This window comes from Pyxidicoccus sp. M15, assembly GCF_056858435.1.
Map to the genome: position 1 here is coordinate 1,198,554 of NZ_CM166495.1, position 23,049 is coordinate 1,221,602.

The 23,049-nt window shown below is 71.9% G+C and carries 18 protein-coding genes; 9 read left to right on the top strand and 9 right to left on the bottom strand.

Features of this window, described 5'->3' with window-relative positions; genetic code table 11:
• Positions 1-55 precede the first annotated feature (55 nt).
• The gene (locus ACX9TP_RS04845; RefSeq protein ID WP_482978534.1) at positions 56-832 is read left to right on the top strand and encodes a transglycosylase domain-containing protein; all 777 of its coding nucleotides are present in this window, start codon (positions 56-58) and stop codon (positions 830-832) included.
• Positions 833-859: 27 nt separating this feature from the next.
• Here ACX9TP_RS04845 and ACX9TP_RS04850 read toward each other — a convergent pair whose 3' ends face one another.
• The 4 genes from ACX9TP_RS04850 to ACX9TP_RS04865 all read right to left on the bottom strand — a co-directional run bounded on the left by ACX9TP_RS04850 (position 860) and on the right by ACX9TP_RS04865 (position 7,965).
• On the bottom strand, positions 860-2,950 hold the full coding sequence (locus ACX9TP_RS04850; protein WP_482978535.1) for a protein kinase domain-containing protein: 2,091 nt from the start codon (positions 2,948-2,950) through the stop codon (positions 860-862).
• Positions 2,951-3,085: 135 nt separating this feature from the next.
• Positions 3,086-4,792: a hypothetical protein gene (locus tag ACX9TP_RS04855; protein ID WP_482978536.1), complete on the bottom strand. Its 1,707-nt coding sequence runs from the start codon at positions 4,790-4,792 to the stop codon at positions 3,086-3,088.
• A 14-nt stretch (positions 4,793-4,806) separates the two neighbouring features.
• Positions 4,807-5,790 (bottom strand): SPOR domain-containing protein, encoded by a 984-nt coding sequence (locus tag ACX9TP_RS04860; RefSeq protein WP_482978537.1) that lies wholly within the window; start codon positions 5,788-5,790, stop codon positions 4,807-4,809.
• A gap of 372 nt (positions 5,791-6,162) precedes the next feature.
• The gene (locus ACX9TP_RS04865) at positions 6,163-7,965 is read right to left on the bottom strand and encodes a TadA family conjugal transfer-associated ATPase (RefSeq protein WP_482978538.1); all 1,803 of its coding nucleotides are present in this window, start codon (positions 7,963-7,965) and stop codon (positions 6,163-6,165) included.
• 223 nt (positions 7,966-8,188) lie between these two features.
• Between ACX9TP_RS04865 and ung the strand changes: the two genes are divergently transcribed.
• The 6 genes from ung to ACX9TP_RS04895 all read left to right on the top strand — a co-directional run bounded on the left by ung (position 8,189) and on the right by ACX9TP_RS04895 (position 13,721).
• A complete protein-coding gene (ung, locus tag ACX9TP_RS04870; protein ID WP_482978539.1) occupies positions 8,189-8,866 on the top strand; it encodes a uracil-DNA glycosylase in 678 nt (225 codons plus the stop codon).
• A gap of 57 nt (positions 8,867-8,923) precedes the next feature.
• Entirely contained in the window at positions 8,924-9,529 is a 606-nt protein-coding gene (locus ACX9TP_RS04875; RefSeq protein ID WP_482978540.1) for an RNA polymerase sigma factor, read from the top strand.
• Complete coding sequence (locus tag ACX9TP_RS04880; RefSeq protein ID WP_482978541.1) at positions 9,516-10,043, top strand: hypothetical protein; 528 nt, start codon at positions 9,516-9,518, stop codon at positions 10,041-10,043. The genes ACX9TP_RS04875 and ACX9TP_RS04880 overlap by 14 nt, the downstream gene beginning before the upstream one ends.
• Before the next feature lie 293 nt (positions 10,044-10,336).
• Positions 10,337-11,287: a TolB family protein gene (locus ACX9TP_RS04885; RefSeq protein ID WP_482978542.1), complete on the top strand. Its 951-nt coding sequence runs from the start codon at positions 10,337-10,339 to the stop codon at positions 11,285-11,287.
• A gap of 76 nt (positions 11,288-11,363) precedes the next feature.
• Positions 11,364-12,167 carry an acyl-CoA thioesterase gene (locus ACX9TP_RS04890; RefSeq protein WP_482978543.1) on the top strand — a complete coding sequence of 268 codons (804 nt, stop codon included), beginning with the start codon at positions 11,364-11,366 and terminating at the stop codon, positions 12,165-12,167.
• 201 nt (positions 12,168-12,368) lie between these two features.
• On the top strand, positions 12,369-13,721 hold the full coding sequence (locus tag ACX9TP_RS04895) for a hypothetical protein (protein WP_482978544.1): 1,353 nt from the start codon (positions 12,369-12,371) through the stop codon (positions 13,719-13,721).
• A gap of 10 nt (positions 13,722-13,731) precedes the next feature.
• On the opposite strand, the gene ACX9TP_RS04900 is transcribed toward ACX9TP_RS04895, so the two are convergent.
• The 3 genes from ACX9TP_RS04900 to ACX9TP_RS04910 form a co-directional block, all read right to left on the bottom strand.
• On the bottom strand, positions 13,732-14,478 hold the full coding sequence (locus ACX9TP_RS04900; RefSeq protein ID WP_482978545.1) for an endonuclease/exonuclease/phosphatase family protein: 747 nt from the start codon (positions 14,476-14,478) through the stop codon (positions 13,732-13,734).
• 17 nt (positions 14,479-14,495) lie between these two features.
• Complete coding sequence (locus ACX9TP_RS04905) at positions 14,496-14,864, bottom strand: response regulator (RefSeq protein ID WP_482978546.1); 369 nt, start codon at positions 14,862-14,864, stop codon at positions 14,496-14,498.
• Between the two features lie 72 nt (positions 14,865-14,936).
• A complete protein-coding gene (locus tag ACX9TP_RS04910) occupies positions 14,937-16,319 on the bottom strand; it encodes a M24 family metallopeptidase (protein ID WP_482978547.1) in 1,383 nt (460 codons plus the stop codon).
• Between the two features lie 172 nt (positions 16,320-16,491).
• On the opposite strand from ACX9TP_RS04910, the gene ACX9TP_RS04915 reads away from it, so the two are divergent.
• Both ACX9TP_RS04915 and gyrA read left to right on the top strand, forming a co-directional pair.
• Positions 16,492-17,274, top strand: a complete 783-nt coding sequence (locus ACX9TP_RS04915; protein ID WP_482978548.1) for a tetratricopeptide repeat protein — start codon at positions 16,492-16,494, stop codon at positions 17,272-17,274.
• A 221-nt stretch (positions 17,275-17,495) separates the two neighbouring features.
• Positions 17,496-20,288 (top strand): DNA gyrase subunit A, encoded by a 2,793-nt coding sequence (gene gyrA, locus ACX9TP_RS04920; RefSeq protein ID WP_482978549.1) that lies wholly within the window; start codon positions 17,496-17,498, stop codon positions 20,286-20,288.
• 544 nt (positions 20,289-20,832) lie between these two features.
• Here gyrA and ACX9TP_RS04925 read toward each other — a convergent pair.
• On the bottom strand, positions 20,833-22,149 hold the full coding sequence (locus ACX9TP_RS04925) for a glycoside hydrolase family 2 TIM barrel-domain containing protein (RefSeq protein WP_482978550.1): 1,317 nt from the start codon (positions 22,147-22,149) through the stop codon (positions 20,833-20,835).
• Between the two features lie 53 nt (positions 22,150-22,202).
• A complete protein-coding gene (locus ACX9TP_RS04930; RefSeq protein WP_482978551.1) occupies positions 22,203-23,039 on the bottom strand; it encodes a PfkB family carbohydrate kinase in 837 nt (278 codons plus the stop codon).
• Positions 23,040-23,049 lie beyond the last annotated feature (10 nt).

Consider the following 23,049-nt stretch of genomic DNA (forward strand, 5'->3'; position numbering starts at 1 on the left):
AGCCTGGTTTTAACCCGTTGCGCAGGGGGAGTGCGTCCCCTGGTAACCTGGGGCTGTGAAGAGTCTTTTCTGGATAGTGCTGTTCCTGCTGGGCCTGGCCGGCGTGGTCATTCCGCTGACGTATCTCTATACGGCCAGCAAGCTGCCGCCGTTGGAGAGCGAGTTCGACGTCCAGAAGCAGTTCAAGAACAGCATCGAAGGCGAGCGGATGAGCCTCCGCGCGGGGCAGTACGACAAGAACCAGCGCCCCCTCACCTTCGCGCCCCCGGACTTCTCGCGGCTGCCCAAGGACCTGGTGGCGCTCTACATCCGCCACCTGGGCTGCCCGCGGTACTTCCAGACGCCGCGCGAGGACGGGCCCGCGTGGGCCTGGCGCCTGTTCACCGGGGTGATGACGGGTGGGGAGCCTCCGGGGGATGGGGGGTGCGAGCGCATCCTCGCCATGCGCATCGCCAGCGCGCTGGGCATCCACGGGCCGCTGCCGCAGTCGGTGGCCGCGCACCGGCTGCACGCCTTCATGCAGAAGGACCAGCTCATCGCGTACGACCTGGCCATCATCCACTTCGAGCGCGGCGTCGTCGGCGTGGAGGACGCGGCGTGGTCGCTCTTCGGGCGTGAGCTGGGAGAGCTGCAGCTGGCGGAGCTGGCGGAGCTGCAGCTCGCCCTGCCGCCGTTCGGTTATTACGGCGACCTCAAGCTGTGCAAGAACGCGACGGTCATCCGGCAGAACCGCGACAAGCTGCTGGAGGACCTGGCGGGCTGGAAGCTGGTGAGCGAAACCCACGCGCGCCACGCCATTGCCCAGCCCGTGTTCTGCACGCGCTCGCTGTGAGCGGGGCGGGCAGCGGGCCCGCGCCGCTCAGGGCTTGAGGTAGGTGCGCTCCAGGTAGTTGAGCATCTTCTCGGCCTCCCGCCGGTCGGATCGGGACTTGGAGATGCTCTTGTCCAGCATTTTGAACGCGGCATCCCTCTCGGCTTCCGGGAGCTCGCCCGAGAGGGAGCGGGTGGAGATGCGGGTCTCCAAGTCTTCGATGCGCCGCTTCAGGGCATCCGAACCAGGCGTGCCCCCCGAAAGGCGCGGTTCCCGGGAAGTCGAATCCCTGGCCTCGGCATCCCTGACGCCAGCACCCGCGCGGGAAGCCCGGGTGTCGGCCCGGGATGCGCCCGAGGAGGGCCTGGCCTTGGCAGAGAGCGCCTCGCCGGGGGCACCCGACGGCGCCACGTCCGCCGATGGGGCCGCCTGCTTCGCGATGGCGGCGCCCGAACCGCTCGCACTGCCGGGCGCGGCGTTGGCGTTGGCGTCAGGTGTCACGCCCGAGCCGCTCGCGGTACCGGGAGCGGCGATGGCGTCAGGTGCCGCGCCCGAGCCATTCGCGGTACCGGGAGCGGCGTTGGCGATGGCGCCAGGTGCTGCGCCCGAGCCATTCGCGGTACCGGCCGCGGCGTTGGCGATGGCATCAGGTGCCGCGCCCGAGCCATTCGCGGTACCGGGGGCGGCGATGGCGCCAGGGGCGGAGTCCGTCCCATTCGCCGCGCCGGCCGAGGTGTTGGCGATGGCGCCGGCCGCGGCGCTCGCGGTGGGGCCAGGCGCGGAGCTCGGCGCCGGGGCCGTGCCACTCACGGCGCCCGTGCCAGCCACCGGCGCGGGCGTCGGGCCTTGTCCGGAGCCACGGCCGACGAGGGCCACGCCTCCGCCCAGCAGCACCACGGCGGCGCCGATGGCCGCGGCCATGGGCACCCTGCGCCGGCGTCCCGACGCGGGCACTCCGGCGGCGCGCAGCTCCTGCGACGTCAGCTCCGCGCTCAATTCCGGCGGCACGGGCACGGGCAGGGTGGGCCGGCGCGAGTCCACGTCGTCCTTCGGCTTCGGCTTCTCGACGGGCGCGAGCGCGCTGGGGTTGGAGCGCGTGGAGGAGCGCAGGGTGCGGCGCAGCTTGTGGAGTTGCTGGCGCAGCGCGTCCGCCGAGCCGGGCCGCGTCTCCGGGTCCTTCGTGAGCATCTGCAGGATGAAGGCGTCCAGCGCGGGCGGCAGGTCGGAGACGAACTCCGAGGGCCGCGGCGGGCGCGCCTCCACGTGCTTCATCAGCAGGTCCACCGGCGAGGTGCCGATGAAGGGCAGCCGGCCCGTCACCATCTCGAAGGTGACGACGCCCAGCGCGTAGAGGTCGGTCATCGGACCCACCTCCTGGCCGCGGGCCTGCTCCGGCGCCATGTACTCCGGCGTGCCCACCACCATGTCCGTGCGCGTCTGCGCGCTGCGGCCGGTGGGCGTCTGCGCGCGCTTGGCGAGGCCGAAGTCCAGCACCTTCACGTAGCGCGAGCCGTCCGGCTGGCGCACCAGGAAGATGTTGCTGGGCTTCAAGTCCCGGTGCACCACGCCCGCGCCGTGCGCGGCCGCCAGCGCGGCGAGCACCTCGTCGAGGATGGACAGGGACTCCTGCACCGGCAGCCGGTTCTTCTCCGCCAGCACCGCGTCGAGCGCGTGGCCGTCCAGGAACTCCATGACGATGTACTGCCGCCCGTCCGGCACCTGCCCGAAGCCGAAGATGTCGATGATGCCCCGGTGGCGGATGGCGTTGACGGCGCGCGCCTCCGCCAGCAGCCGCTCCACCTGCTCGGTGGAGTGGGCCAGTTCCGGGCGCAGCACCTTCACCGCCACGCGCTTGCCGATGAGCGGCTGGATGCCCTCGTACACCAGCCCCATGCCACCCACGCCCACGCGGGCGCGCAGCTCGTACTCACCCAGCCGCAGGCCGATGAGCGGGTCTCTCGTGCCGGTGTCCATGAGCCGGGCGTCCGCCGCGTGCACCACGACCTTGGGCTCCTCCAGCACCGGGGCCGGCGTGGGCACATGGAACGACGTCAGCACCACCGTCCCGTCGCGTGGGCACACGGCGGTGTCGGGAGGAACGGAAAGACCGCAGGTCTCGCAGATCAGCTCGGATGCCATCTCAACCAGGAGAAGCAGCGTAGCAGGTCGAAACCCGCGACGCGACGTGCCGGGACCGGCGACCCAGCAAGCGGTCAAGCACCGCACGCCGGGTCGCCCTCACATGCCCCCCAAAGTCGGACAACACACCATGACCTACGGGGTGCAGCCCTCCGTCTCCCGCCGCGCGCCTGGCGTGCCGCGGTTGCCGGTGCTGAACCCGCCCGCACCGCCGTTGGCGAGGGTGTAGGTGACGCCGCCCTGCTCTTGCGTCACCTGCGACTGCGGCCCGCACCACACGCCCACGGAGGGGCCGCCGCCACCGCCGCCACCCGGTCCGCCCGTGCCGCCGTCGCCACCGCTGCCGCCGCGGCCGCCATTGCCGCCGCTGGTGGAGTACAGCACGGAGCCCTCCTGCACTTCGTACACACCGCCGTCTCCGCCACCGCCGCCGCTGCCGCCACCGCCGCCCGCGCCGCCGGGGCCGCCCGCGCCGCCCGGGCCTCCGCCGCGGGTGCGCAGCTCCGAGCCCGCGCCCACCGTCACCTGGGAGTCGATGAGCAGCAGCGCGATGGACGCACCGCCACCACTGCCGCCCTCTCCACCCGTGCCGCCGCAGCCGCCGCCACCGCCGCCGCCGCCCGCCCCACTGGCCGCCACGGTGCGGGTGGTGTTGACGCAGGTGCCGCCGCTGCCACCGCCGCCACCGCCGCCACCGGGGAGGCCATCGTCGCCCGGGCCACCCGACTGGTTGGCCCGCCACGTCCCACCCGTCACGTCCAGCTCGCCCAGCCCCCCGCCCGAGGGGCCGAGGGGGCCATCCGCGCCCGGGGCGCCCGGCGAACCGTTGTCTCCGATGAAGCCGTTGCAGTTGCAGCGCAGCGTCCCCGCGCAGTTCGTCCCGAAGGTCCCCGCCGTGCCGCCCATGCCTCCACCCGCGTCGGGCTGGCCCATCGTGCCCGGGTTGCCGTCCTTGCGGCCGAACACGCCATCCCCGCCGGGGCCTCCCGAGCGGTCGCTGGACCCGCAGACGCTCGGCTGCACCTGCCCGCCCTCGCCCGTGCTGGTCGTCATCGCCGAGGCACCGCCGCCGCCATCCTGCCCGTCCGAGCCCAGCGTGCCGGAGCCTCCGTCGGCGCCGCTGGCGCCCACGCCGGCCTCGAGGGTGACGTGGCGCAGCGCCACGCCCGAGGCGCTCAGCATGCGCAGGGCGATGGAGGGCTCACCGGGCTGCACTCCGTCCATGGCGTTCACGTGCACGTACTCCAGCACGATGCCCGCGTCCGTCAGGCCCCGCACCGTCAGGCCCACCGTGCCGCCATTCAGCCGCGCGGCGCTGGCCTGTGCGCGAGCCCACGTGTCGCCCGTGCCCCGGACGTAACCGCCGTGCAGCGACACCGGCACGTCCAGCTCCAGCCCGGGCTCGGCGTAGACGCCGCCCGCCAGGTACAGCCGCGCCGGCCCGCCGCCGTCCGCCGCGCGCAGCAACTCCAGCGCGTGCTCCAGCGTGCGCAGCGGCGACGCGCGCGTGCCCGCGCCCTGGTCGCTCCCGTTCTCCGGGTCGATGAAGAAGCCCGCGTCGGCCTGGCCGTCCACGCCGTCGCAGTCGGTGTCCGCGAAGCTGTCGTCCGGCTGGTCCGAGGTGGAGGTCGGCGTGCAGCCCGCGTCGAAGCCGGCGTCGCCCGCGTCACCGGCATCCCCCGCGTCACCGGCGTCCCCCGCGTCGGGGCCGACGCCCTCCGGGTCGCAGCGCCCGTCCTGGATGCACTGCTCCGTGGCCTTGTCGAAGTCGTAGCACCCGCCCGTGGCGAGCACCGCCGCGAGCGCCGCGCCGGTAGCGCCGAGCGTCCAGGTCTTCCGCATGAATCTCCTCGAAGTCACGGCAGCGTCCCCGACAGGCCCACCATGCCCCCACCGGGGACCACGGCGGCCGAGGGCCGCACCTTCGCGTCCCCGTCACCGGGGAGCAGGAACATCACCACGCCCGCGCCAATGGCCACCGCGCCCAGCCCGTAGGCCACGCGGCTCAGCGTCTGCGCCCGGCGGCCATCCGCGGCCACGCCGTCCGGGTCGGCCACGGCGGGCCCCGAGGTGCCGCCATTGTTCAGCGTGTCGTACTTGTCGCCGGCCTGGAGGTAGAAGAGCGTCCCCACGCCGGCGAGCGCCACGCCGCCCGCGGCGGGCAGCCACGCCCAGCGGCGCAGCGGGTAGGCGCGCGGCGCGGGCTCCTTCGCGGTGGCGACCTCCGGCGGCTGGACGGCGGGCTTCGCCGGCTGCGTCTCGGCGGGCTTCGTCTCGGGAGGCTTCGTCTCCGAGGGGCGGACGCCCACGGGCGGCGGGACGTCCTGCATGGAGGGCATGGACGAGGCGCCGCGCAGCGCGGTGCGCGTGCGGGGCACCACCACGTCGAGCGCCTTGGTGAGCGCGTCGAGGAGCTGGTCCTCGTTGACGCCGGGGATGAGGTGCTCGGTGATGAGGGTGCCGTCCGCGGCCTTGTACACGCGGGCGCCGGTGCGGTAGCCGCTGACGAACTGGCCCAGCTCCGCCACCAGGACGACCTCGGCCTTGCCCGCCGCGCCGAGCGAGCGCAGGCAGGCGGGCTCCGTGCGGTTGCAGCGCAGCAGGGCGCGGCGGCGCGAGGACGTCATCGTCCGGGTGACGTCCTCGACGCGCACCACCCGCAGTCCCCGGGACTTGAGCTGCTCGGCCACGTGCTCCTGGGCGAACTCGATGACGTGGGGCGGGGCGCCCGAGGCGTCAGGCGGAGCGACCATCACGGTGATGGGCGCTTGGGAGGACGCGGCGGGTGCCGGGGCGGCCAGGGTGAGCGCGACGAGCAGGGAGATCCACACGGTGGCCACTTTCCCCCCGACACGGGCTCCTCGCAAGGTCGGCAAGCGCGGCCGGCGCCCGCGGCGAGGGCGCGCGCTCCACGGGCAGCGCGGTGGGAGAACAGCCCACCGACCCGGGCACGAGCCCCGTGGGGCTGGAGCCGGATGGACCTGGCACCCGCGCTCGGGCGGGGACGTGGAGTGGGGCGTCGCCCGGGCTCCGCAGTGGTTCCGTCCTGTCGAGCCGGAAGGCCCGGGCGGCCCGGGCGGGCCAGGGACGTCATCCGGCATCAGCGCGGAGGCTGCTCGGGAGCGGGGCGGAGGCGCCCTCCGTGGGCCGGAGCCGGGAGGTCCGGACAGCTCGGGCGGGCCCGTCAGGCGAGGCGGGCCGCCGTCCGGAAATCAGCGCCGGGGCCGCTCGGGGGCGGGGCGGATCTGCGTCTTCTCGGAGCCGCCGCTGCGCTCCGCCGAGCCGGCCGTCGCGTCCTCGTCCTCATCCTCCGGCACATGCGGCGGAGGCGAGGGCGGGGGCCGGCGCACGGGCGTGGCGGGGCGGATGCCGGAGACGGAGTTGGGCGCGGGCCGCGCGGGCGGCGTGGCGGGCGGGGGCCGGCGCGCGGGCATGGGGCGAGAGCCCCCCGCCTCGGTGAGCAGCTCCGCGTCCACCTCCACGTTGGACTCGGACACCGGCGCGGCGTGGGTGTCCTCGGGCGGGCCGGCGAAGGGGTTGCGCGTGGGCGGCGGCGTCTTGTCGTCATCGCCCATGCTCGGCGGAGGCGGCGGGCGCGGCGCGGGCTTCATCCCGGCGGGAGGCGTGGGCGCGGCGGGCTTCGCGCCCACGGGCTCGGACGGACGCAGGCGCGGGCCGGGAGGCGGGGCGGGGTGGTTGGCCGGCACCTGCACCTGCACGGACGCGGGCGCAGGCGCGGGCGCGGCGGGCTTGCCACCCTTCGCGTCGCGAGCGTCCTGCTTGAGCTTCTGCTCGAACGCGGCCCACTCCTCCTTGAAGTGCGAGGGGTCCGGCCGTCCCTCCTCGCGGTGCTTCAGCGAGGGCGCCCAGCGCACCTGGAACGCCTCGCCGACGTGGAAGGTGGGCGGCGGCGGCAGGCCGTAGGTGGCCGGGTCGAAGAAGGACTCGTCCAGGTCCGGGAAGCCGTACGCGCGCGCCTTGGCGACGAAGTTGGGGATGATGCCGGTGGGCGCGTGGTAGCCGAGGATGTGGTCGTCCTCGTCCTTCGCCACGGGCGTGAAGACGAAGATGTCCTGCGTGCGGTAGTCGCCCTTCTCGTTGAGGGGAAGCACCTCGGAGAGGGCAATCGTCTTGCGGCTGCCGTCGTGCAGGCGCTCGCAGCAGATGACGAAGTTGATGGCGCTGGCCACCTGGGCGCGCACGGCGACCATGGGCAACTCCACGCCGGACATGAGGCACAGCGACTCGATGCGGCGCAGCGTGTCCGTGGGCGTGTTCGCGTGCGTCGTCGCCAGCGAGCCGCCGTGGCCGGTGTTCATGGCCTGCATGAGGTGGAAGGCCTCGCCGCCGCGCACCTCGCCGACGACGATGCGGTCCGGGCGCAGACGCAGGGCGGAGTGCAGCAAGTCACCCATGTCCACGCCGCCCTTGCCGAACTTGTCGGGCGGCCGGCTCTCGAAGGCGACGACGTGCGACTGGTTGAGCTGGAGCTCGGCCGAGTCCTCGATGGTGAGGATGCGCTCCTCGTCGGGGATGAGGGAGGAGACGATGTTGAGCAGCGTCGTCTTGCCGGAGCCCGTGCCGCCCGCCACCAGCATGTTGAGCTTGGTGGCGATGCCCGCCTCGATGAGCCGCGCCATGGGCTGGGTGAGCGAGCCGAACTTCAGGAGCGACTGGATGCTCAGCTTCTCCTTGAAGAACTTGCGGATGGAGATGGTGGTGCCCTGGCGGGCAATCGGCGGAATCACCACGTGGATGCGGCTGCCATCCGGCAGGCGCGCGTCCAGGCGGGGGCGCTCGTCCGTGAGGGTACGACCGACGAACTGGGCCATGTTGCGCGCGGCGCCGATGAGCCCTTCTTCCGTGAAGGAGGCATCGGTGCGCGTGAGCTTGCCCTTGCGCTCGATCCAGATGTCCGTCGGCCCGTTGATCATGATCTCCGACACCGACTCGTCGTCCAGGTAGGGCAGGACGGGCTTGAGGAAGGCGCGGAGTGACTCGGTGTACATCGTCATGGCGTCCCCCAGGCTAGCGCGCCTGGTGGGTGGGCCCCAAGAACCCGCCCTGCCTGCCCGGCTGCCGTCCGTCTTGGCGGAGACCCTCCCCCCTCTGGAGGCCGCTCCGGGAGGCCCGGTCCACCCGGGTCGGAATCGCGCCCCCTTCGCAGTGAAAGCCCTGGGCCTACGCGGCGGGTAGGTGCTTCAATGCCCTCACCCCTGGATGGGGAGAGAGGGAGCCATGCTGGCGGACAGGTTGCCCGAGGACTGGAAGCACGAGCTGCGCGCGGCGCTCGCGTCGCCGTCGTTCCTGGAGCTGGAGCGCTTCGTCGCGGAGGAGCGGAAGTCGGCCACGGTCTTCCCGTCGGAGGAGGACCTCTTCTCCGCGTTCCGGCTGACGCCGTACCGGGACGTGAAGGTGCTGCTGCTGGGGCAGGACCCGTACCACGGGCCGGGACAGGCGCACGGGCTGGCCTTCTCGGTGCAGCCCGGGGTGCCGCCGCCGCCCTCGCTGGTGAACATCTTCAAGGAGCTGGAGAGCGACGTGAAGGTGCCGCGCCCGAAGGACGGCTCGCTGATTCCCTGGGCGAAGCAGGGCGTGCTGCTGCTCAACGCGGTGCTGACGGTGCGGCAGGCCGAGCCCAACAGCCACGCGAGCCACGGGTGGGAGGACTTCACGGACGCGGTCATCCGCGCGGTGAGCGCCAGGAAGGAACCGGTGGTGTTCCTGCTGTGGGGCCGCTACGCGCAGAAGAAGAAGAAGCTCATCGACGCGAAGCGGCACGTGGTGATGGAGGGCACGCACCCCTCGCCGCTGTCCGCGAGCAACGGCTTCTTCGGCAGCCGCCCCTTCTCGAAGGTGAACGAGGCGCTGGAGGCGAACGGCCGTCCCCCCGTGGACTGGAAGCTCTCCGCCTGAGGTGGCGGGTGACTCGGGGGCCTGGGACGCGGAGGCCCTGTCACGCTTTGCTGGCACGTGCCTAATGAGGGAGAGGGCGGCGAGGCGGGCAGGGCAGGGCAGGCGGAAGAGGCGGACACGGACGTGGACTCCGCGGCGCGACAGGCGTTGCAGCAGTGGATGGCGAGGCTCGCCGAGGGCGACCGGAGTGCGTTCGCTCCGGCCTTCGGGGTGCTGCACCCGCTCGTGGCGCGCTTCTGTGCGCGGCTGCTGCCGGACAGTGCGGACGCGGAGGACGCGGCGCAGGCGGCGCTGCTGAAGGTGTTCACCCGGGCGTCGGACTTCGACGCTTCGAGGGAGGCATTGCCCTGGGTGTTGTCCCTGGCGGCGTACGAGTGCCGCACGTACCGCCAGGCGCGGCAGCGGCGGCGCGAGGAGGCGCCTCCGGACGAGGAGTTCGCCGACGCGGCGGAGGGGCCGGAGGCGAGGCTCGTGGGGGCGCAGCTCGCCGAGGCGCTGCGGGACGTGCTGGAGGACTTGAAGCCCGAGGACGCGGCCACGCTCGCCGCGGCCATGGGTGAGGTGGAACGCCCGGCGGTGCCGCCGGCCACCTTCCGCAAGCGGGTGGAGCGGGCGATGACGCGGCTGAGGGCCGCCTGGAGGACGAGACATGGAGTCGAGTGAGCTCGCCCGCCGCGCGAGGTGGGCGTACGAGAAGGGCCGGCTGGCGCGGGCGCTGCCGCTCGGTGGCTACGGTGTGGTGCTGGTGCTGTGCGCGGTGGCGCTGCGCTCCAACGTGGGCCCGGGGACGCTGGTGCTGGGCGCCGTCTTCACGGCGCTGCTGATTGGATATGGCTGGTGGGGCGGAGTGCTGGGGCGCGCGGTGGTGCCGGGGGTGCTGGGCGGGGTGATGCCGCTGCTGGTGCCTCCGCTGGTGGTGGCCTCCGGGCACGTGTGTGTGTCGGGCTGCCGGGCCTTCTGCGTCTGGGCGTGCGTGGGCGGTGGGGTGTTGGCCGGCATCCTCATCACCCGCGCGGCACCGGTGGAAGGGCGCGGCCGCTTCGTGCTCGCGGCCGGGGTGCTGGCCACGCTGTGCGGTGCGCTTACCTGTGTCCTCTACGGCGCGTCCGGAGTCATCGGCGTGGGTCTGGGCCTGGTGCTCGCGTCCACTCCCGCGCTGGTGCTGCGGCGGGCCTGAGCTGGCCTGACGCCACCGGACTCGAGCTGCATCGGGCGTGATGCCCGCGCCGTCATCGGACTCATGCCGCACCGGGCCTGACACCCGGGCTACTCCTGGACTCGTACTTCGCCGGGCCTGACGCCCGCGCTGTCATCGGACTCATGCCGCACCGGGCCTGACGCCCGCGCTGTCATCGGACTCATGCCGCACCGGGCCTGACGCCCGCGCCATCACCGTCCTTCCTGAAGCGCTGAATCACCACACTCGCGCCCGTGGTCTCTCACCGAGGACACGGGCCGCACGGGAGAGCCATGTCCACCGTCGCATCCCTCGCGCTGCTCGCCTCGCTGTCCGCCGCGCCCGCTGCTCCCCAGGCGCCGCGCGTCTTCGCCGCCGACGTCGTGTCCACCGCCCACGAGGAGTTCGGCGCCGCCTTCTCGCCGGACGGCAACACCGTCTACTTCAACCGCGCGGACCCCACGCGCTACACCTTCCAGCTCATCATGCTGAGCCACTTCCGGGGCGGGCGCTGGACGAAGCCGGAGGTAGCGCCCTTCTCCGGCCGCTGGCGGGACATCGACCCGGCGCTGTCACGCGACGGCCGGCGGCTCTTCTTCGCGTCCAACCGGCCCGTGAAGGAAGGCGAGCCGGTGCGGAAGGACTTCGACGTCTGGATGGTGGAGCGCGAGGGCACAGGCTGGAGCGCACCGCGCCACGTGCCCGAAGTCAGCACGGACGACACGGAGACGAACACCTCCGTCACCGCGGACGGCGCGCTCTACGTCACGCGCATGCCGGTGGCTCCCGGGGGCAAGCGCGCCATCCACCGCTACCCGTGGAAGGACGGCCGCTACGGCCCTGGCGAGAAGCTGCCCGCGCCCATCAACACGGAGCACGGCGCGGGCAACCACTTCATCGCCCCCGATGAGCGCTACCTCCTCTTCAGCTCGGAGGACCGGCCGGGCAGCCTGGGCAGGTACGACCTCTGGGTGTCCTTCCGCGAGGGCACGGGCTGGAGCACGCCGCGCAACCTGGGCGCGGCCGTCAACCGGGGCGACGTGCTGACACCGGTGGTGGTGCCAGCACGCGGCGTGCTGGTGTACGCGTCACGCCTTCCCTTCCAGGTGGAGCCGCGCGCCACGCCGTACACCACCGAGGAGTTCGACGCCCGCCTGCGCGCTCCGGGCAACGGCCAGGGAGACCTGTACGAAGTCGCCCTCTCCGCGGTGGGGCTCGTCACGGATACCGGGGCCGCTCGCTGAGCGAGAGAGCACGTCGCGGCGGCCGTGTGTACGGTGGGCCCCCGAGCCCCAACGGCTTGATACGGTGCGCCGCGACATGACCGCCGCCTTCCTCGCCGCCACCTCGCCCGAGCCGCTCGCCCCTGGCCGCTACCGCATCCACTTCACCGCGCCCTGGTACCAGGGACGCGGGGCCTTCGGAGGCGTGGTGGCGGGAGCGGCGCTGCGAGCGCTGGAGCACCACGTGGGCGCGGCGGGGAGGCCGGTGCGCTCGCTCACCGCGCACTTCTGCGCGCCCGCCGTGGAAGGTGAGGCGGAAATCCAGACGCGCATCGAGCGCGCGGGGAAGCTCGTCACGCACGCCACGGCGCGAGTGGAGACCGCGTCGGGCGTGGTGTGCGTGGCCAGCGCCACCTTCGGCGCGGCGCGCGGCGGAACGATGGAGTACTTCGAGGTGCCGCGCCCGGAAGTGCCTCCGCCGCACGACGTGCCGGTGGTGCCGGACGACGTGCCCATGCCCACGTTCTGCCAGTTCTTCGAGTACCGCTTCTGCCTCGGAGGCGCCCCGTACTCGGGCGGGCCCGTGGCGGAGACCGGCGGCTGGATTCGCCCCCGCGAGCACCTGCTGCTGGACGCGCCGCTGTGCGTGGGGCTGATGGATGCGTACCCGCCGTCGGCGCTCACGCGCGTGGACGGTTTCCAGGCGGCGGCGACCGTGGACTTCCGGGTGGACTTCTTCCACGCGCTGCCGCGTCCGGGCCTGCGCGAGGACGCGCACTTCCTGCGCACCGGCCGCTCGCGCCAGGCCGCCGGGGGCTACGCGGAAGACCACCAACAGCTCTGGACCGAGGACGGCCAACTGCTGGCGCAGTGCCACCAGCTCTTCGCGCTGCTGGGCTGACCCGCGGTACGTACTGGCGGCGCGGGGGCGGTCCGGACACTCCTGGCACCGTCCTGTTCGGAAATGTCGGGACATTTCGCGCCGGGCCGTTGCGATGACCGGCTGAGACCGCCGCTCAAAACCCCCGACATTTCCGAACAGGACGCCTCCGGAAGCCGACCGGGGCCTACCGCGAGATTCGGAAGGAGCTTCCGCGCGCGGTTGAATCCACGTCCTGATGGCGTCGCGCATGGGAAGCTGCGCTCCATCGCGCGAAGCGGGAGCGGACACGTCGAGGCGGAGATGACGGACAGCACGGGGCACCTGGAACATGACGCGTTGCTCGCGGCCATCGGCCGGGCGCTCGGGAGCGACGTGCCGTACCCGGAAGCGCCGGGGGCTCCGGGAGACGCCCTCCACCTCGGGACGATGAAGCTGCTGCCGGTGGGCACGAGCCGCGAGGTGCTCGGCGGTGCGGTGGACGCGGCGACCGGGCGCGTGGCCTGGGTCGAGCAACGGACCGGCGAGTCCCAGGGTGGCTACGTGCCGGTGAGCATCGACGTCCACTTCGCCTGGGAGGGACATCCACGCGGGCAGGTGGAGGTGCCCACCTACAATCCGTACTTCGGCTGCCGCGTGGGCTTCATGCGCTGGTATGGCGACGCGCTGGTCATCATCTACCGCGAGAAGCACCGGACGCTCGCGCTGCGGCTGCACCCTCCCGCCGAGACGCTGACGCTGGCGACGCTCGAGGACACGTGGGCCTTCGACGAGGACACGGTGTACTTCGTCTCCCAGCACCCCGGGCTGCTGGAGGGCCGGCTGCTGCCGTCGCTGGAGCAGACCCTGCCACTCCCGGTGCCGGAGCCTTCGAGGAGCGTGCAGTTCTGGCGGCACGCTCCAGGGACGCTGGCACTGGCGCCCTGGCCGCCGATGAACCACGAGGAGACGCGAAACGCGTACCAGCACCGGCTGAAGCAGGTGCGCGAGTCCGCGCTCCTCGTTCCCCTGCCACCCCGGCAGGCCCGTGCCTTCTCACCCCGGCCGGAGCGGCCATGGGCCCGGCTGGACGCGCTGCTCGCGAGCACGGCGCCGCCGCCGCTCGGAGTGGACGTCCTGGTGGGCGCGGTGGCCACGGCCTTCTGGCGGGACGAGCGACCGCTCGCGACGGGCTATGCCTCGGGAGGCGGGCGCGGCAGCAGCCCGAGGTTCCTGCCGGTGTACTGGTACCGGCACCTGCGAGCGGGCGGCCGCGCGGCGGAAGCGGAGGCCTGGCTGCACTGGTTGGAGCGGGTCTCCAGGATGCCGGACGTGGACGCGACGCCCTGGACTCGCGGCCATGACGTGGAGGAGGCCGCGGCGCGCACGGCGCTCGTCTACCTGAAGGCGCGCGCGCCGGTGCTCGCCGAAGCCTGCCGCACGGGCCGGCTCCCCGAGGGCGAGTACTGCTACCTCTTCACGACGCCCGACAGGACCCGGCGGCTGGAGCAGGACGCGCTTCAACCCTCCGGCTTCCGCGAGGTGCTGCGCCAGGTGGTGGCGAGCGCACCGAAGTCCCTGTCCGAGTCCGACTGACGGCTCGCGGTCAGCCCTGGCCCTGGCCGGACGCCGTCAACTCCAGCTCCGCGACCACGGGCAGGTGGTCCGACAGCAGCGAGTGCACCCGTGTGTAGCGCGTGAAGCGCAGCTCTGGGGACGCGAGAACCCAGTCCAGCCGCTCGCGAGGCGCTGCCGACGTGTACGTGGGCTCGCCGCCTTCCGGCGCCTGGACGCGGGTGGACTGGCGGAGCGGTGCCACCAGGGCCTCGTGGGAGTTGAGGTCGCCCATCACCACGCGCAGCCGCGCGGGGCGTCGGTCCAGGGCTCCAGTCAGCCGCTGCACCTGCCGCAGCCGCCGCTGCGCGGAGAACGGGTCCAGGTGGATGGAGGCCACATCGATGACACCTCCCTGCCAGTGGATGGCGGCCACCACGTAGCCCTTGTCCACGGCGCGGTCCCCCTCGAAGGACCGCGCCTCGGGCTCATGCAGCGGGAGGCGAGACAGCAGCGCGGTGCCCTGCTCGAAGAAGCCGGGCACCCGCAGATGCGCGCCATGCAGGACGTGCGGATAGCCCGCCTGTGCCGCCAGGTGCGCCACCTGGTCCACCCCGCCGCTGAACAGGCACTTGCGGTCCACCTCCTGCAACGCCACCACGTCCGCCGCCTCGTGGGCGAGCAGCGCGGCGATGCCGTCCAGCGTCCGCCGCAGGCGTCCCGGCGGGCGCAGGAAGGGCATGGGGACGAGGAAGGGCGCGCCGTGCGCGATGTTGAACGTGAGGACCCGGAGCGGCACGGAGGCGGCCGTGCGCGTCAGGCCGCCGCGGTGCCGAGCTGCTTGACGAGCAGCCGTATCAGCTCGACGGGTTGAATCGGCTTGGGCAGCAGCTCCGCGCCGTAGCGGATGGCGACGGGGAGGATGTCGTCCAGCTCCTCGTGTCCGGTGAGGAAGATGAACGGCACCTGGCAGTTCTGCAGCTCGCGCATGGCCGTCAGCACGTCGGCGCCCGTCATCCCCGGCATGTTGAAGTCGCAGAGGATGGCGGAGACGTCCGCCACGCTCATGTTGAACGCCTCTTCCGGCGTCTGCATGGTGACGACCGCGTAGCCCGCGCTCTGGAGGATGTCCCTCACCATCGCGAGCACGAAGAGGTCATCGTCGATAACGAGCACGGTCAGCATCGCGGGGTTCTCCGGAAGAGCCTGTTCATCCTAGCCGAGCCCCCGCGGCGCTGCCGACAGGGGCCGCCCCACTCACCGCGCCGGGCCGGGTCCGGACGGCCCCCCGCTCGGCGCCGGAGAGGGGATGAGCACCAGGTCCTCCTGCGGTGGGATGAGGTACTCCGCGCCGGTGTCGGTGACGACGGCCATCTCCTCCACGGAGACGAGGCGCATCTGGTCCGGCCCGCCGTCCTTCCACGCGAAGAACCCATCGAAGGCGAACACCTGCCCGGGGCGGACCACGCGCGCCGACTGGCCCTTCGCGGGCTGGTCCTTCTGCGCCCCCGAGAGCGCCGGGCCCACGTCATGCGCCCAGTAGCCCACGGGGTGGCCGGTGCCCCACATGACGGGCTCGGAGCCGGCCTCGCGCATCCAGTCGCGCTGGGCCTTGTCCACGTCCCAGCCTCGCGCGCCGGGCTTCAGGGCGGCCAGGGCGATGCGGCTGCCCTTCTTGCCCTTCTCCCACTTCTCCAGCGCCTCCTTCGGGGGCTTCGTCTCGCCGGGGGCCAGCACGTACGCGAAGCGCTGGATGTCCGTCACCCACCGGCCGCCCACGCGGATGCCGAAGTCCGTCTGGATGAAGTCCCCGGGCTGAATCACGCGCTCGGTGGCGTGCGAGTGGCCCCGCGTGGGCCCGCTCTGCACGTTGGGGTTCTGGTCCGGCGCCCACGCGTCCCCCACGCCCAGTTCCGCCATGCGCCGTCTGAGGAAGCGCGCCACGTCCACGTCGCGCGTCTTGCCCGGCACCACTGCGCGGTACGCCTCCACCTCCAGTTGCGACGTGAGCGCGGCGGCCTTGCGGAGGATGTCCACCTCCTCGGGGAGCTTCACGGAGAGCCACTCGGAAACGAGGTCGTCGGAGGACACCAGCTTCCTGCGCAGCGCGGGTGACAGCGCCTTCTCCAGCGCCGCGCGCTGCGACGCGGACAGCCCGTCCGCCACCGTCACCTTGTCCGACGAATTCACGGCGATGCGCGCGGGCTTCGCCGCCGCCAGCCGCGCCGCCACCTGCGCGTAGAGGTCCGTCCCGCGCTCCAGCGGGATGACTTCGTCCAGCGGGCCCACGTCCTTGAGCGCCGTGGCCTCGCCCGCGGGAGACAGGGCGAGCGAGCGCACCCCGTCGCCCTGCCGGAAGAACAGGAAGGCGGCGGTGCCGCCCGCGTTCTCGCAGCCCACGTGGTCGGCCAGCGGGTCGTTGTCGTTCTCCCGGCAGAGGAGCACCCAGGCGTCCACGTTGGCGCGGGCCATGGCCTGGGGCAGCAGCTTCTGGATGCGCTCCTTCCGGATGCGGGGCCAGACGTCTGAAGGCACGTTCGGAGGTGCGATGTCGGCGCCACCGGCGGCGCTGGCGAGTGGCGCCCAGAGGCAGGCGGAGGAGAGCAGGGCGGAGAGCACCACGGGCCGTGCGCGCGTCATTCGGTGGAGGGTCCTTTCGGGAGGGAGGGCGCCCCATCTTCCCCGAGGTCGCCCGCGGGGGGCACGGCCCCGGCGTGAAGTCCGTGTGGCGCGAGTGCGAAGAAGTGTTCCGGGAGGCCGGAGTGATTGGGACATGCAAGCGCGAGGTCCGTGGCTCGTTTAAGGTGGAGACATGGCCAAGAGCTCCTCCCGCAAGTCCCCGGCGAAGGCGAAGAAGTCCGCGGCCCGCGCCGCCCCCGTGAAGGCGAAGGCGTCCACCCCTCCTCCGGCGAAGGCGCCTGCCGCCCCGGCCAGGGCGTCCGCGCCCAGGGCCGAGCCGCGTCCGCCCGTGCTGGAGGCGGAGCCCGTCCTCGACACCGAGCCCATCACCGAGCCCGTCGAGCCCCGCAAGGCCCTGCCGGCGGGAGAGCCCGTGGGGGGCCGCGTCCTGCCCTTCGAAATCGACCCGAAGCGCATGGAGGAGGGGCTGCGCAAGCTCCAGGGCGAGATGGTCCACTGGGCCAACAAGGGCCGCTACACTCGGGTGCGCTTCAAGTTCCGCGGCAAGCAATTGCTGCCGGACCTGCCGCTGGCCGCCGTGGTGGCCGCGGAGGGGCTCACCTTCTACTGGGGCGGAATCCTCCGCATGCTCATCGCCAACGTGGTGGGCGGCAGCGTCTTCCAGGTGGAGCTGGTCAACGACGCGGAGAAGCGCGTGCAGGCCGGCAAGGAGGCGCTGCTGTCGGGTGACGTGGACCAGGCGCTCACGCTCTTCCGCGAGGCCGTGTCCATGGACCGCGACCTGGCCTCCGCGCACCTCAACGTGGGCGTGGCGCTGAAGCTCAAGGGCGACCGCCAGGGCGCGCTGGAGGCCTTCGAGAAGGCAAGGGAAAAGGACCCGGAAGGCGCCATCGGCACCGAGGCCGAACGGCTGGCCGCCCCCCTTCGTCCCCAGGGTTCCGCGCGCTCCGCCTGAGCTGCCTCCAAGCCCGTTTTGGCGGGCTGAAAAAGGCCTTCCCGAGCGTTCAAAATGGAGCGCCGGAAGGCCCTTTCCAGACCCCATTTCCAACCATCCGGGCATCCAGGCCGCCACCCCCTCGTTTCCCTTGTTGACGTAGGGAAATCCGGGGGTTACGAACGCTCACCCACCGGACGGCGGCCTCGCGAGAGCGCCCCTCCCAGACACTTCCAGAGCTCATGGCTGACGACACTACCGACAAGCCGGCAACGCCCCCCGCGCCTCCGCCTCCTGGCAGCGCCGGGGAGCTCATCCCCGTGAACATCGAAGACGAGATGCGCCGCTCGTATCTCGACTACTCGATGTCCGTCATCATCGGTCGCGCGCTGCCCGACGTGCGTGACGGCCTCAAGCCCGTGCATCGCCGCGTGCTGTTCGCGATGAACGACCTCGGCAACACCCACAACCGCGCGTACAAGAAGAGCGCCCGCGTCGTCGGCGACGTCATCGGCAAGTACCACCCGCACGGCGACGCGTCCGTGTACGACGCCATGGTGCGCCTGGCCCAGGAATGGAGCCTGCGCTACCTGCTCGTGGACGGGCAGGGCAACTTCGGCTCGGTGGACGGCGACTCGCCCGCGGCCATGCGCTACACCGAAGTGCGCATGGAGCGGCTGGCGGAGGACTTGCTGGCGGACATCGAGAAGGAGACCGTCGACTTCGGTCCCAACTACGACGACTCGCTCGAAGAGCCGCTCGTCCTCCCCGCCAAGTTCCCCAACCTCCTGGTCAACGGCAGCAGCGGCATCGCGGTGGGCATGACCACCAACATCCCGCCGCACAACCTGACCGAGGTCATCAGCGGCACGCTGCACCTCATCGACAACCCGGACTGCACCGTCCGCGACTTGATGGAGTTCATCACCGGCCCGGACTTCCCCACCGCCGCCATCATCACCGGCCGCGAGGGCATCGTCCGCGCCTACGAGACGGGCCGCGGGCAGATCACCATCCGCGCGCGCTCGGAGATTGAGACGTCCAAGCGGGCGGACCGTGAGGCCATCATCTTCACGGAGATTCCGTACCAGGTGAACAAGGCGCGGCTCATCGAGAAGATCGCCGAGCTGGTGCGCGAGAAGAAGCTGGAGGGCATCAGCGACATCCGTGACGAGAGCGACCGTCAGGGCATGCGCATCGTCATCGAGCTGAAGCGTGACGCGATTGCGCAGGTGGTGCTCAACAACCTGTACCAGATGACGCCGCTGGAGACGACGTTCGGCGCCGTGATGCTCGCCATCGACGGGGGCCAGCCGCGCACGCTGAACCTGAAGGAGCTGCTGGACCGCTTCATCGCCCACCGCCGCGACGTGGTGACGCGCCGCAGCCGCTACGAGCTGCGCAAGGCGCTGGCGCGCATGCACATCGTCGAGGGCCTGCTCGTCGCGCAGGACCTCATCGACCTGGTGGTCAGCCTCATCCGCGCGTCCAAGGACCCGGACGAGGCGCGCTGGGGCCTGATGCACATCCTGTCGCCCGCGCTGTACGAGCACGAGCGCTTCAGCAAGCTGGACCGCATCGACTACGCGGCGGCGAAGGCGCAGATGGAGCTGCTCGTCTCGCGCGCGCGCAACGAGGAGCCGTCCTACCAGGGCCTGGCGCACAAGTACGAGGGCGCGGGCTTCAGCCAGGAGCAGGCGCAGAACATCCTCGAGATGCGCCTGCAGCGCCTCACCGGCCTGCAGCGCGAGGAGCTGTTCCGCGAGCTCATCGACCTCATCCGCGACATCGCCCGGCTGCAGGACATCCTCGCCAACGAGCGCAGCCTGCTCAGCGTCATCAAGGCGGAGCTGCTCGAGATTCGCGAGCGCTACGGCGACAAGCGCCGCACGGAAATCACCGGCGCGGTGGATGAGATTACGAGCGAGGACCTCATCGCCGAGGAGACGATGGTGGTGACGCTCTCGCACACCGGCTACGTGAAGCGCTCGCCGCTGTCGGAGTACCGGGCGCAGAAGCGCGGTGGGCGTGGGAAGACGGGGGCGGCGACGAAGGAGGACGACTTCGTCAGCAAGCTCTTCGTGGCGAGCACCCACGCGTTCCTGATGCCGATTACGACCAAGGGCAAGCTGTACTCGCTCAAGGTGCACCAGATTCCGCAGGCCAGCCGCACGTCGCGCGGCAAGGCCATGGTGAACCTGGTGCAGTTCGGCGAGGGCGAGCGGCTGGCGCAGGTGCTGGTGACGCGCGACTTCCCGGAGAACCGGTACGTCTTCTTCGTCACGAAGAAGGGCGTGGTGAAGCGTACGGACCTGAGCGCGTTCGCCAACGTGCGCTCCAGCGGCATCATCGCGCTGGGCATCGACGACGGGGACGAACTGGTGTCGGTGATGATTACCGACGGCACCAAGGACATCCTGCTGTCGACGGGTACGGGCATGAGCATCCGCTTCCCGGAGACGGAGGTCCGCTCCATGGGGCGTCAGGCCTACGGCGTGAAGGGCATCACGCTGGAGGACGGCGACGAGGTGGTGGGCGCGGACGTGGTGGAGCCGGAGACGACCATCCTCACGGTGACGGAGAACGGCTACGGCAAGCGCACCGAGGAGACCGAGTACCGGCAGCAGGGCCGCGGCGGCAAGGGCATCATCGACATCAAGACCACCGAGCGGAACGGCAAGGTGGTGGGCCTGTTGCAGGTGAAGGACTCGGACGAGGTGATGCTCGTCACCAACGGCGGCATGCTCATCCGCATGCGGGTGAAGGAAATCTCCGTCATCGGCCGCAACACGCAGGGCGTGCGGCTGATTGCGCTGGAGAACGAGCAGGAGAAGGTGATGGCCATCTCCAAGCTCCCCGAGGGCGAGGCCTCCGAGGACGAGGAGACGGTGTCCCCGGTGGAAGCGGCGCCCCCTGCCGAGGCGAGCGCCTCGCCGGAGGGTGAGACGGCCGAGGCTCCTGCCGCGGAGGAGACGCCCGGGACGCCGGAGGACAATGGCGCCACCGGCTCCGAGTCGCCCGAAGAAGAGGGCTGAGCGACGGGACGGCTGAAGTGAACGACGCCTCCTCCCACCTGGGAGGGGGCGTTTTTCTTGGGCCGAGGTGGGTGGGCACCTGGATGCGCGTGAGCCGGGCGCCGGGCCGCGTTTTCATCTCGGGCCGCGGGTGCGGGCTGCGCGGGATGAACGGCCCCGGGCCTCCCTCCCGGCCGCTGGTCGCGGCGGAAGGAATGTTCGTTCCGCGAATCCCCTGAGACTGGACCGAACGTGGCAGTAGCCCTGCCCGGCAGTTGGTTACCCTGGAAGGAACGTTCGTTCCGCGAGTCCTCCGAAGCTGGACACCCGGCGGGCCGCCCTCCCGGCCGCTGGTCGCCGCGGAAGGAATGTTCGTTCCGCGAATCCCCTGAGACTGGACCGACCCGGGCCGCCTCCGGTCGCTGGTCGCTGCGGAAGGAACGTTTCGTTCCTCGAATCCTCAGAGCCTGGATCGGCCTTGGCCCTGCCCGGAAGGGGGCACCCTGGAAGGAACGTTCGTTCCGCGAATCCTCCGGTGGAGCGCGGAGGCCCGCCGCGCCTCGAATCAGGGCGCGGAGGGCAGGGCGACGGAGGTGGTCGCGGCCGCGAGGTTGCCCGCGCGGTCCTTGCCGAGCGTGTAGAGCTTGATGGGCCCCTTCACCGCGGGCAGGCGCACGAGCCAGGCGCCGGGCGTGGGGCCTGGAGTGGCCTGGAGCCGCACCACCTCATCGCGCTCGTGGCGCGTGGCCGCGCCCCGGAAGTTGTAAGCGAAGGACACGTCGAGCGGCGCCCCCTCCGCATCCTTCGTCTCGACCTGGACCGGGGCGAAGGTGCCGGACTTCTCGCGCTTCACCTCGCCCACGGTGACGCGCGTGATGGCGGGCAGCGCCGTGGCGGGCTTCTGGCCGGTATAGGCCTCGCGCACCGCGTGCCACGCGGGCCGGGTGGACGTGCCCGACAGCATGCCCAGCCACAGCCCGGTGTGGTCGAACGACGCGCTGTAGTTGAAGACGAACAGCCCCAGACAGCGGCCCTCCTGGACGTGCGGCGCGAGGGCCTTCTGCCAGCCGTCGACGATGGCGTCGTACTTCTGCGAGTCATCCGGCTCGCGGGGGATGCCATTCGCATCCCTGGGCGCGTCCCACTCGCCCTGGGCGCCGAACTCGGTGATGAGCCAGGGCTTGGTGACGCCGGCCTTCTGCAACTCGCCGGGGAGGGCGTGGATGCCGCCGCCGTAGACGTTGAGGCCGTACGCATCGAGGGACGGCGAGTACTTCATCCACCACGGCACCCCGAGCGTCCACGCGTCCACGGAGATGACGGGGTGGCTCGCGTCGAGCTTCTTCACCTCGCGGACGACTTTCTCGAGGAAGCGGGCATAGGCCTCCTTGGCGGCGTCATTGGGAGAGTTGAGCAGCACCTCGTTGCCAATGCCCCAGGCGAGCACGGCGGGGTGGCCCTTGAAGGCGCGGACCTGGGCGAGCGTGTCCGAGAACTGCTTCTTCATGCCCTCGGTGTCGTGGAGGTAGTCGAAGGAGTCATCGCTCTCCGCGCCGGGGCGACCCTGCCGCAGCCACAGCCCGACGAGCACCTTGAGCCCGTGCTTGTGCGCGGCGTCGAGCAGCACCCGTGTCTCCGTCCCGGTGCCCCAGGTGCGCAGCGTGTTCACCCCGAGGGCCGCGAGCCGCGCGCAGTCCTTCTCGTAGTCCGCGGAGCGGCCGCCGCTGAAGGTGACGCCCTTGGCGATGTATGGCTTCCCGTCCACCTGGAGCTGCCAGCCGTCGCCGTGCTTCACGATGGCGGTGGCGGCATGAGCGGAAACGGTGGGCGCGAGAACGAACACCAGCAGCAGCGCGAGGGCGGTGGAGCGGGCCAGGTTCATGGATTGCATTTGTACCAGGAAAGCCCGGTGCGCCGCCCACCGTGACGGCCGCGTCAGCGCAGCGACGCCGGAAGCGCGGACACGTCCAGCTTCGGCACGCCCACCTGCATCACCGCCTGCGCTCCGAACCAGTTGGCCAGCTCCGCGCACCGCGCGAGCGGAAGCTCCCGCAGCAGGCCCAGCGCGAAGCCCGCGAGGAAGCAGTCTCCCGCCCCGGTGGGGTCCACCTCCTCGGTGGGAAGGGCGGGCACGTCGATGCGCTCCTCCGCTGTGAGCACCGTGCAGCCGTCCGCGCCCCGGGTGATGACGAGGCACGTGCGTCTGCGCACCTGTTCGACGTCCAGCGCGCGCGCCTCCTCTTCACTGGCCTTCAGCATGTGGATGCGCTCCAGGAGCGCGGCGTACGGCGTCGCCTCGAGGCGCTGGTTGAGCACGCGCCCCTCGCCATCCAGCACCCGGAGCAGCCCCTGCGCATCGGCCACCACGTGCCGGGCGCGCTCGGAGACGCGGACCAGCGTCTCCGGAAGCAGCTCGCCCATGACACCGCAGGCCAGTGCCACGCGCGCGTTCACGGTGATGTCCTCGGGGCGGATGGCTTCCGCGCGAGCGCTGACACGCAGCACGCGCTCGCCCTGGCCCAGCTCCGCGGTGAACTGCGTGGTGCGCGTGCCCGGGACGATTCGCGGCGGATGCCGGACCTGGTCCGCGTACCGGAAGTCCTCGCCCGCGACGGCGGCCACCGTGTAGTCCACGCCCATGGCCTCCAGCACCGAGGAGATGTACGCCGACGAGCCCCCGAGCGCGTGCGCCTCCCGGCCCGGACCGAGCCGCAGCAGGTCGTGGCAGTAGTTGCCCACGACGAGCACGTCACACGAGGCGCGAGGGCTCATGCGTCCGGGT

Bases quoted from the DNA above. Each gene is read 5' to 3' on its own strand.
- ACX9TP_RS04850 (WP_482978535.1), bottom strand. From the start codon at position 2,950: ATGGCATCCGAGCTGATCTGCGAGACCTGCGGTCTTTCCGTTCCTCCC.
- ACX9TP_RS04855 (WP_482978536.1), bottom strand. From the start codon at position 4,792: ATGCGGAAGACCTGGACGCTCGGCGCTACCGGCGCGGCGCTCGCGGCG.
- ACX9TP_RS04865 (WP_482978538.1), bottom strand. From the start codon at position 7,965: ATGACGATGTACACCGAGTCACTCCGCGCCTTCCTCAAGCCCGTCCTG.
- ung (WP_482978539.1), top strand. From the start codon at position 8,189: ATGCTGGCGGACAGGTTGCCCGAGGACTGGAAGCACGAGCTGCGCGCG.
- ACX9TP_RS04880 (WP_482978541.1), top strand. From the start codon at position 9,516: ATGGAGTCGAGTGAGCTCGCCCGCCGCGCGAGGTGGGCGTACGAGAAG.
- ACX9TP_RS04885 (WP_482978542.1), top strand. From the start codon at position 10,337: ATGTCCACCGTCGCATCCCTCGCGCTGCTCGCCTCGCTGTCCGCCGCG.
- ACX9TP_RS04890 (WP_482978543.1), top strand. From the start codon at position 11,364: ATGACCGCCGCCTTCCTCGCCGCCACCTCGCCCGAGCCGCTCGCCCCT.
- ACX9TP_RS04905 (WP_482978546.1), bottom strand. From the start codon at position 14,864: ATGCTGACCGTGCTCGTTATCGACGATGACCTCTTCGTGCTCGCGATG.
- ACX9TP_RS04910 (WP_482978547.1), bottom strand. From the start codon at position 16,319: ATGACGCGCGCACGGCCCGTGGTGCTCTCCGCCCTGCTCTCCTCCGCC.
- ACX9TP_RS04915 (WP_482978548.1), top strand. From the start codon at position 16,492: ATGGCCAAGAGCTCCTCCCGCAAGTCCCCGGCGAAGGCGAAGAAGTCC.
- gyrA (WP_482978549.1), top strand. From the start codon at position 17,496: ATGGCTGACGACACTACCGACAAGCCGGCAACGCCCCCCGCGCCTCCG.
- ACX9TP_RS04925 (WP_482978550.1), bottom strand. From the start codon at position 22,149: ATGAACCTGGCCCGCTCCACCGCCCTCGCGCTGCTGCTGGTGTTCGTT.
- ACX9TP_RS04930 (WP_482978551.1), bottom strand. From the start codon at position 23,039: ATGAGCCCTCGCGCCTCGTGTGACGTGCTCGTCGTGGGCAACTACTGC.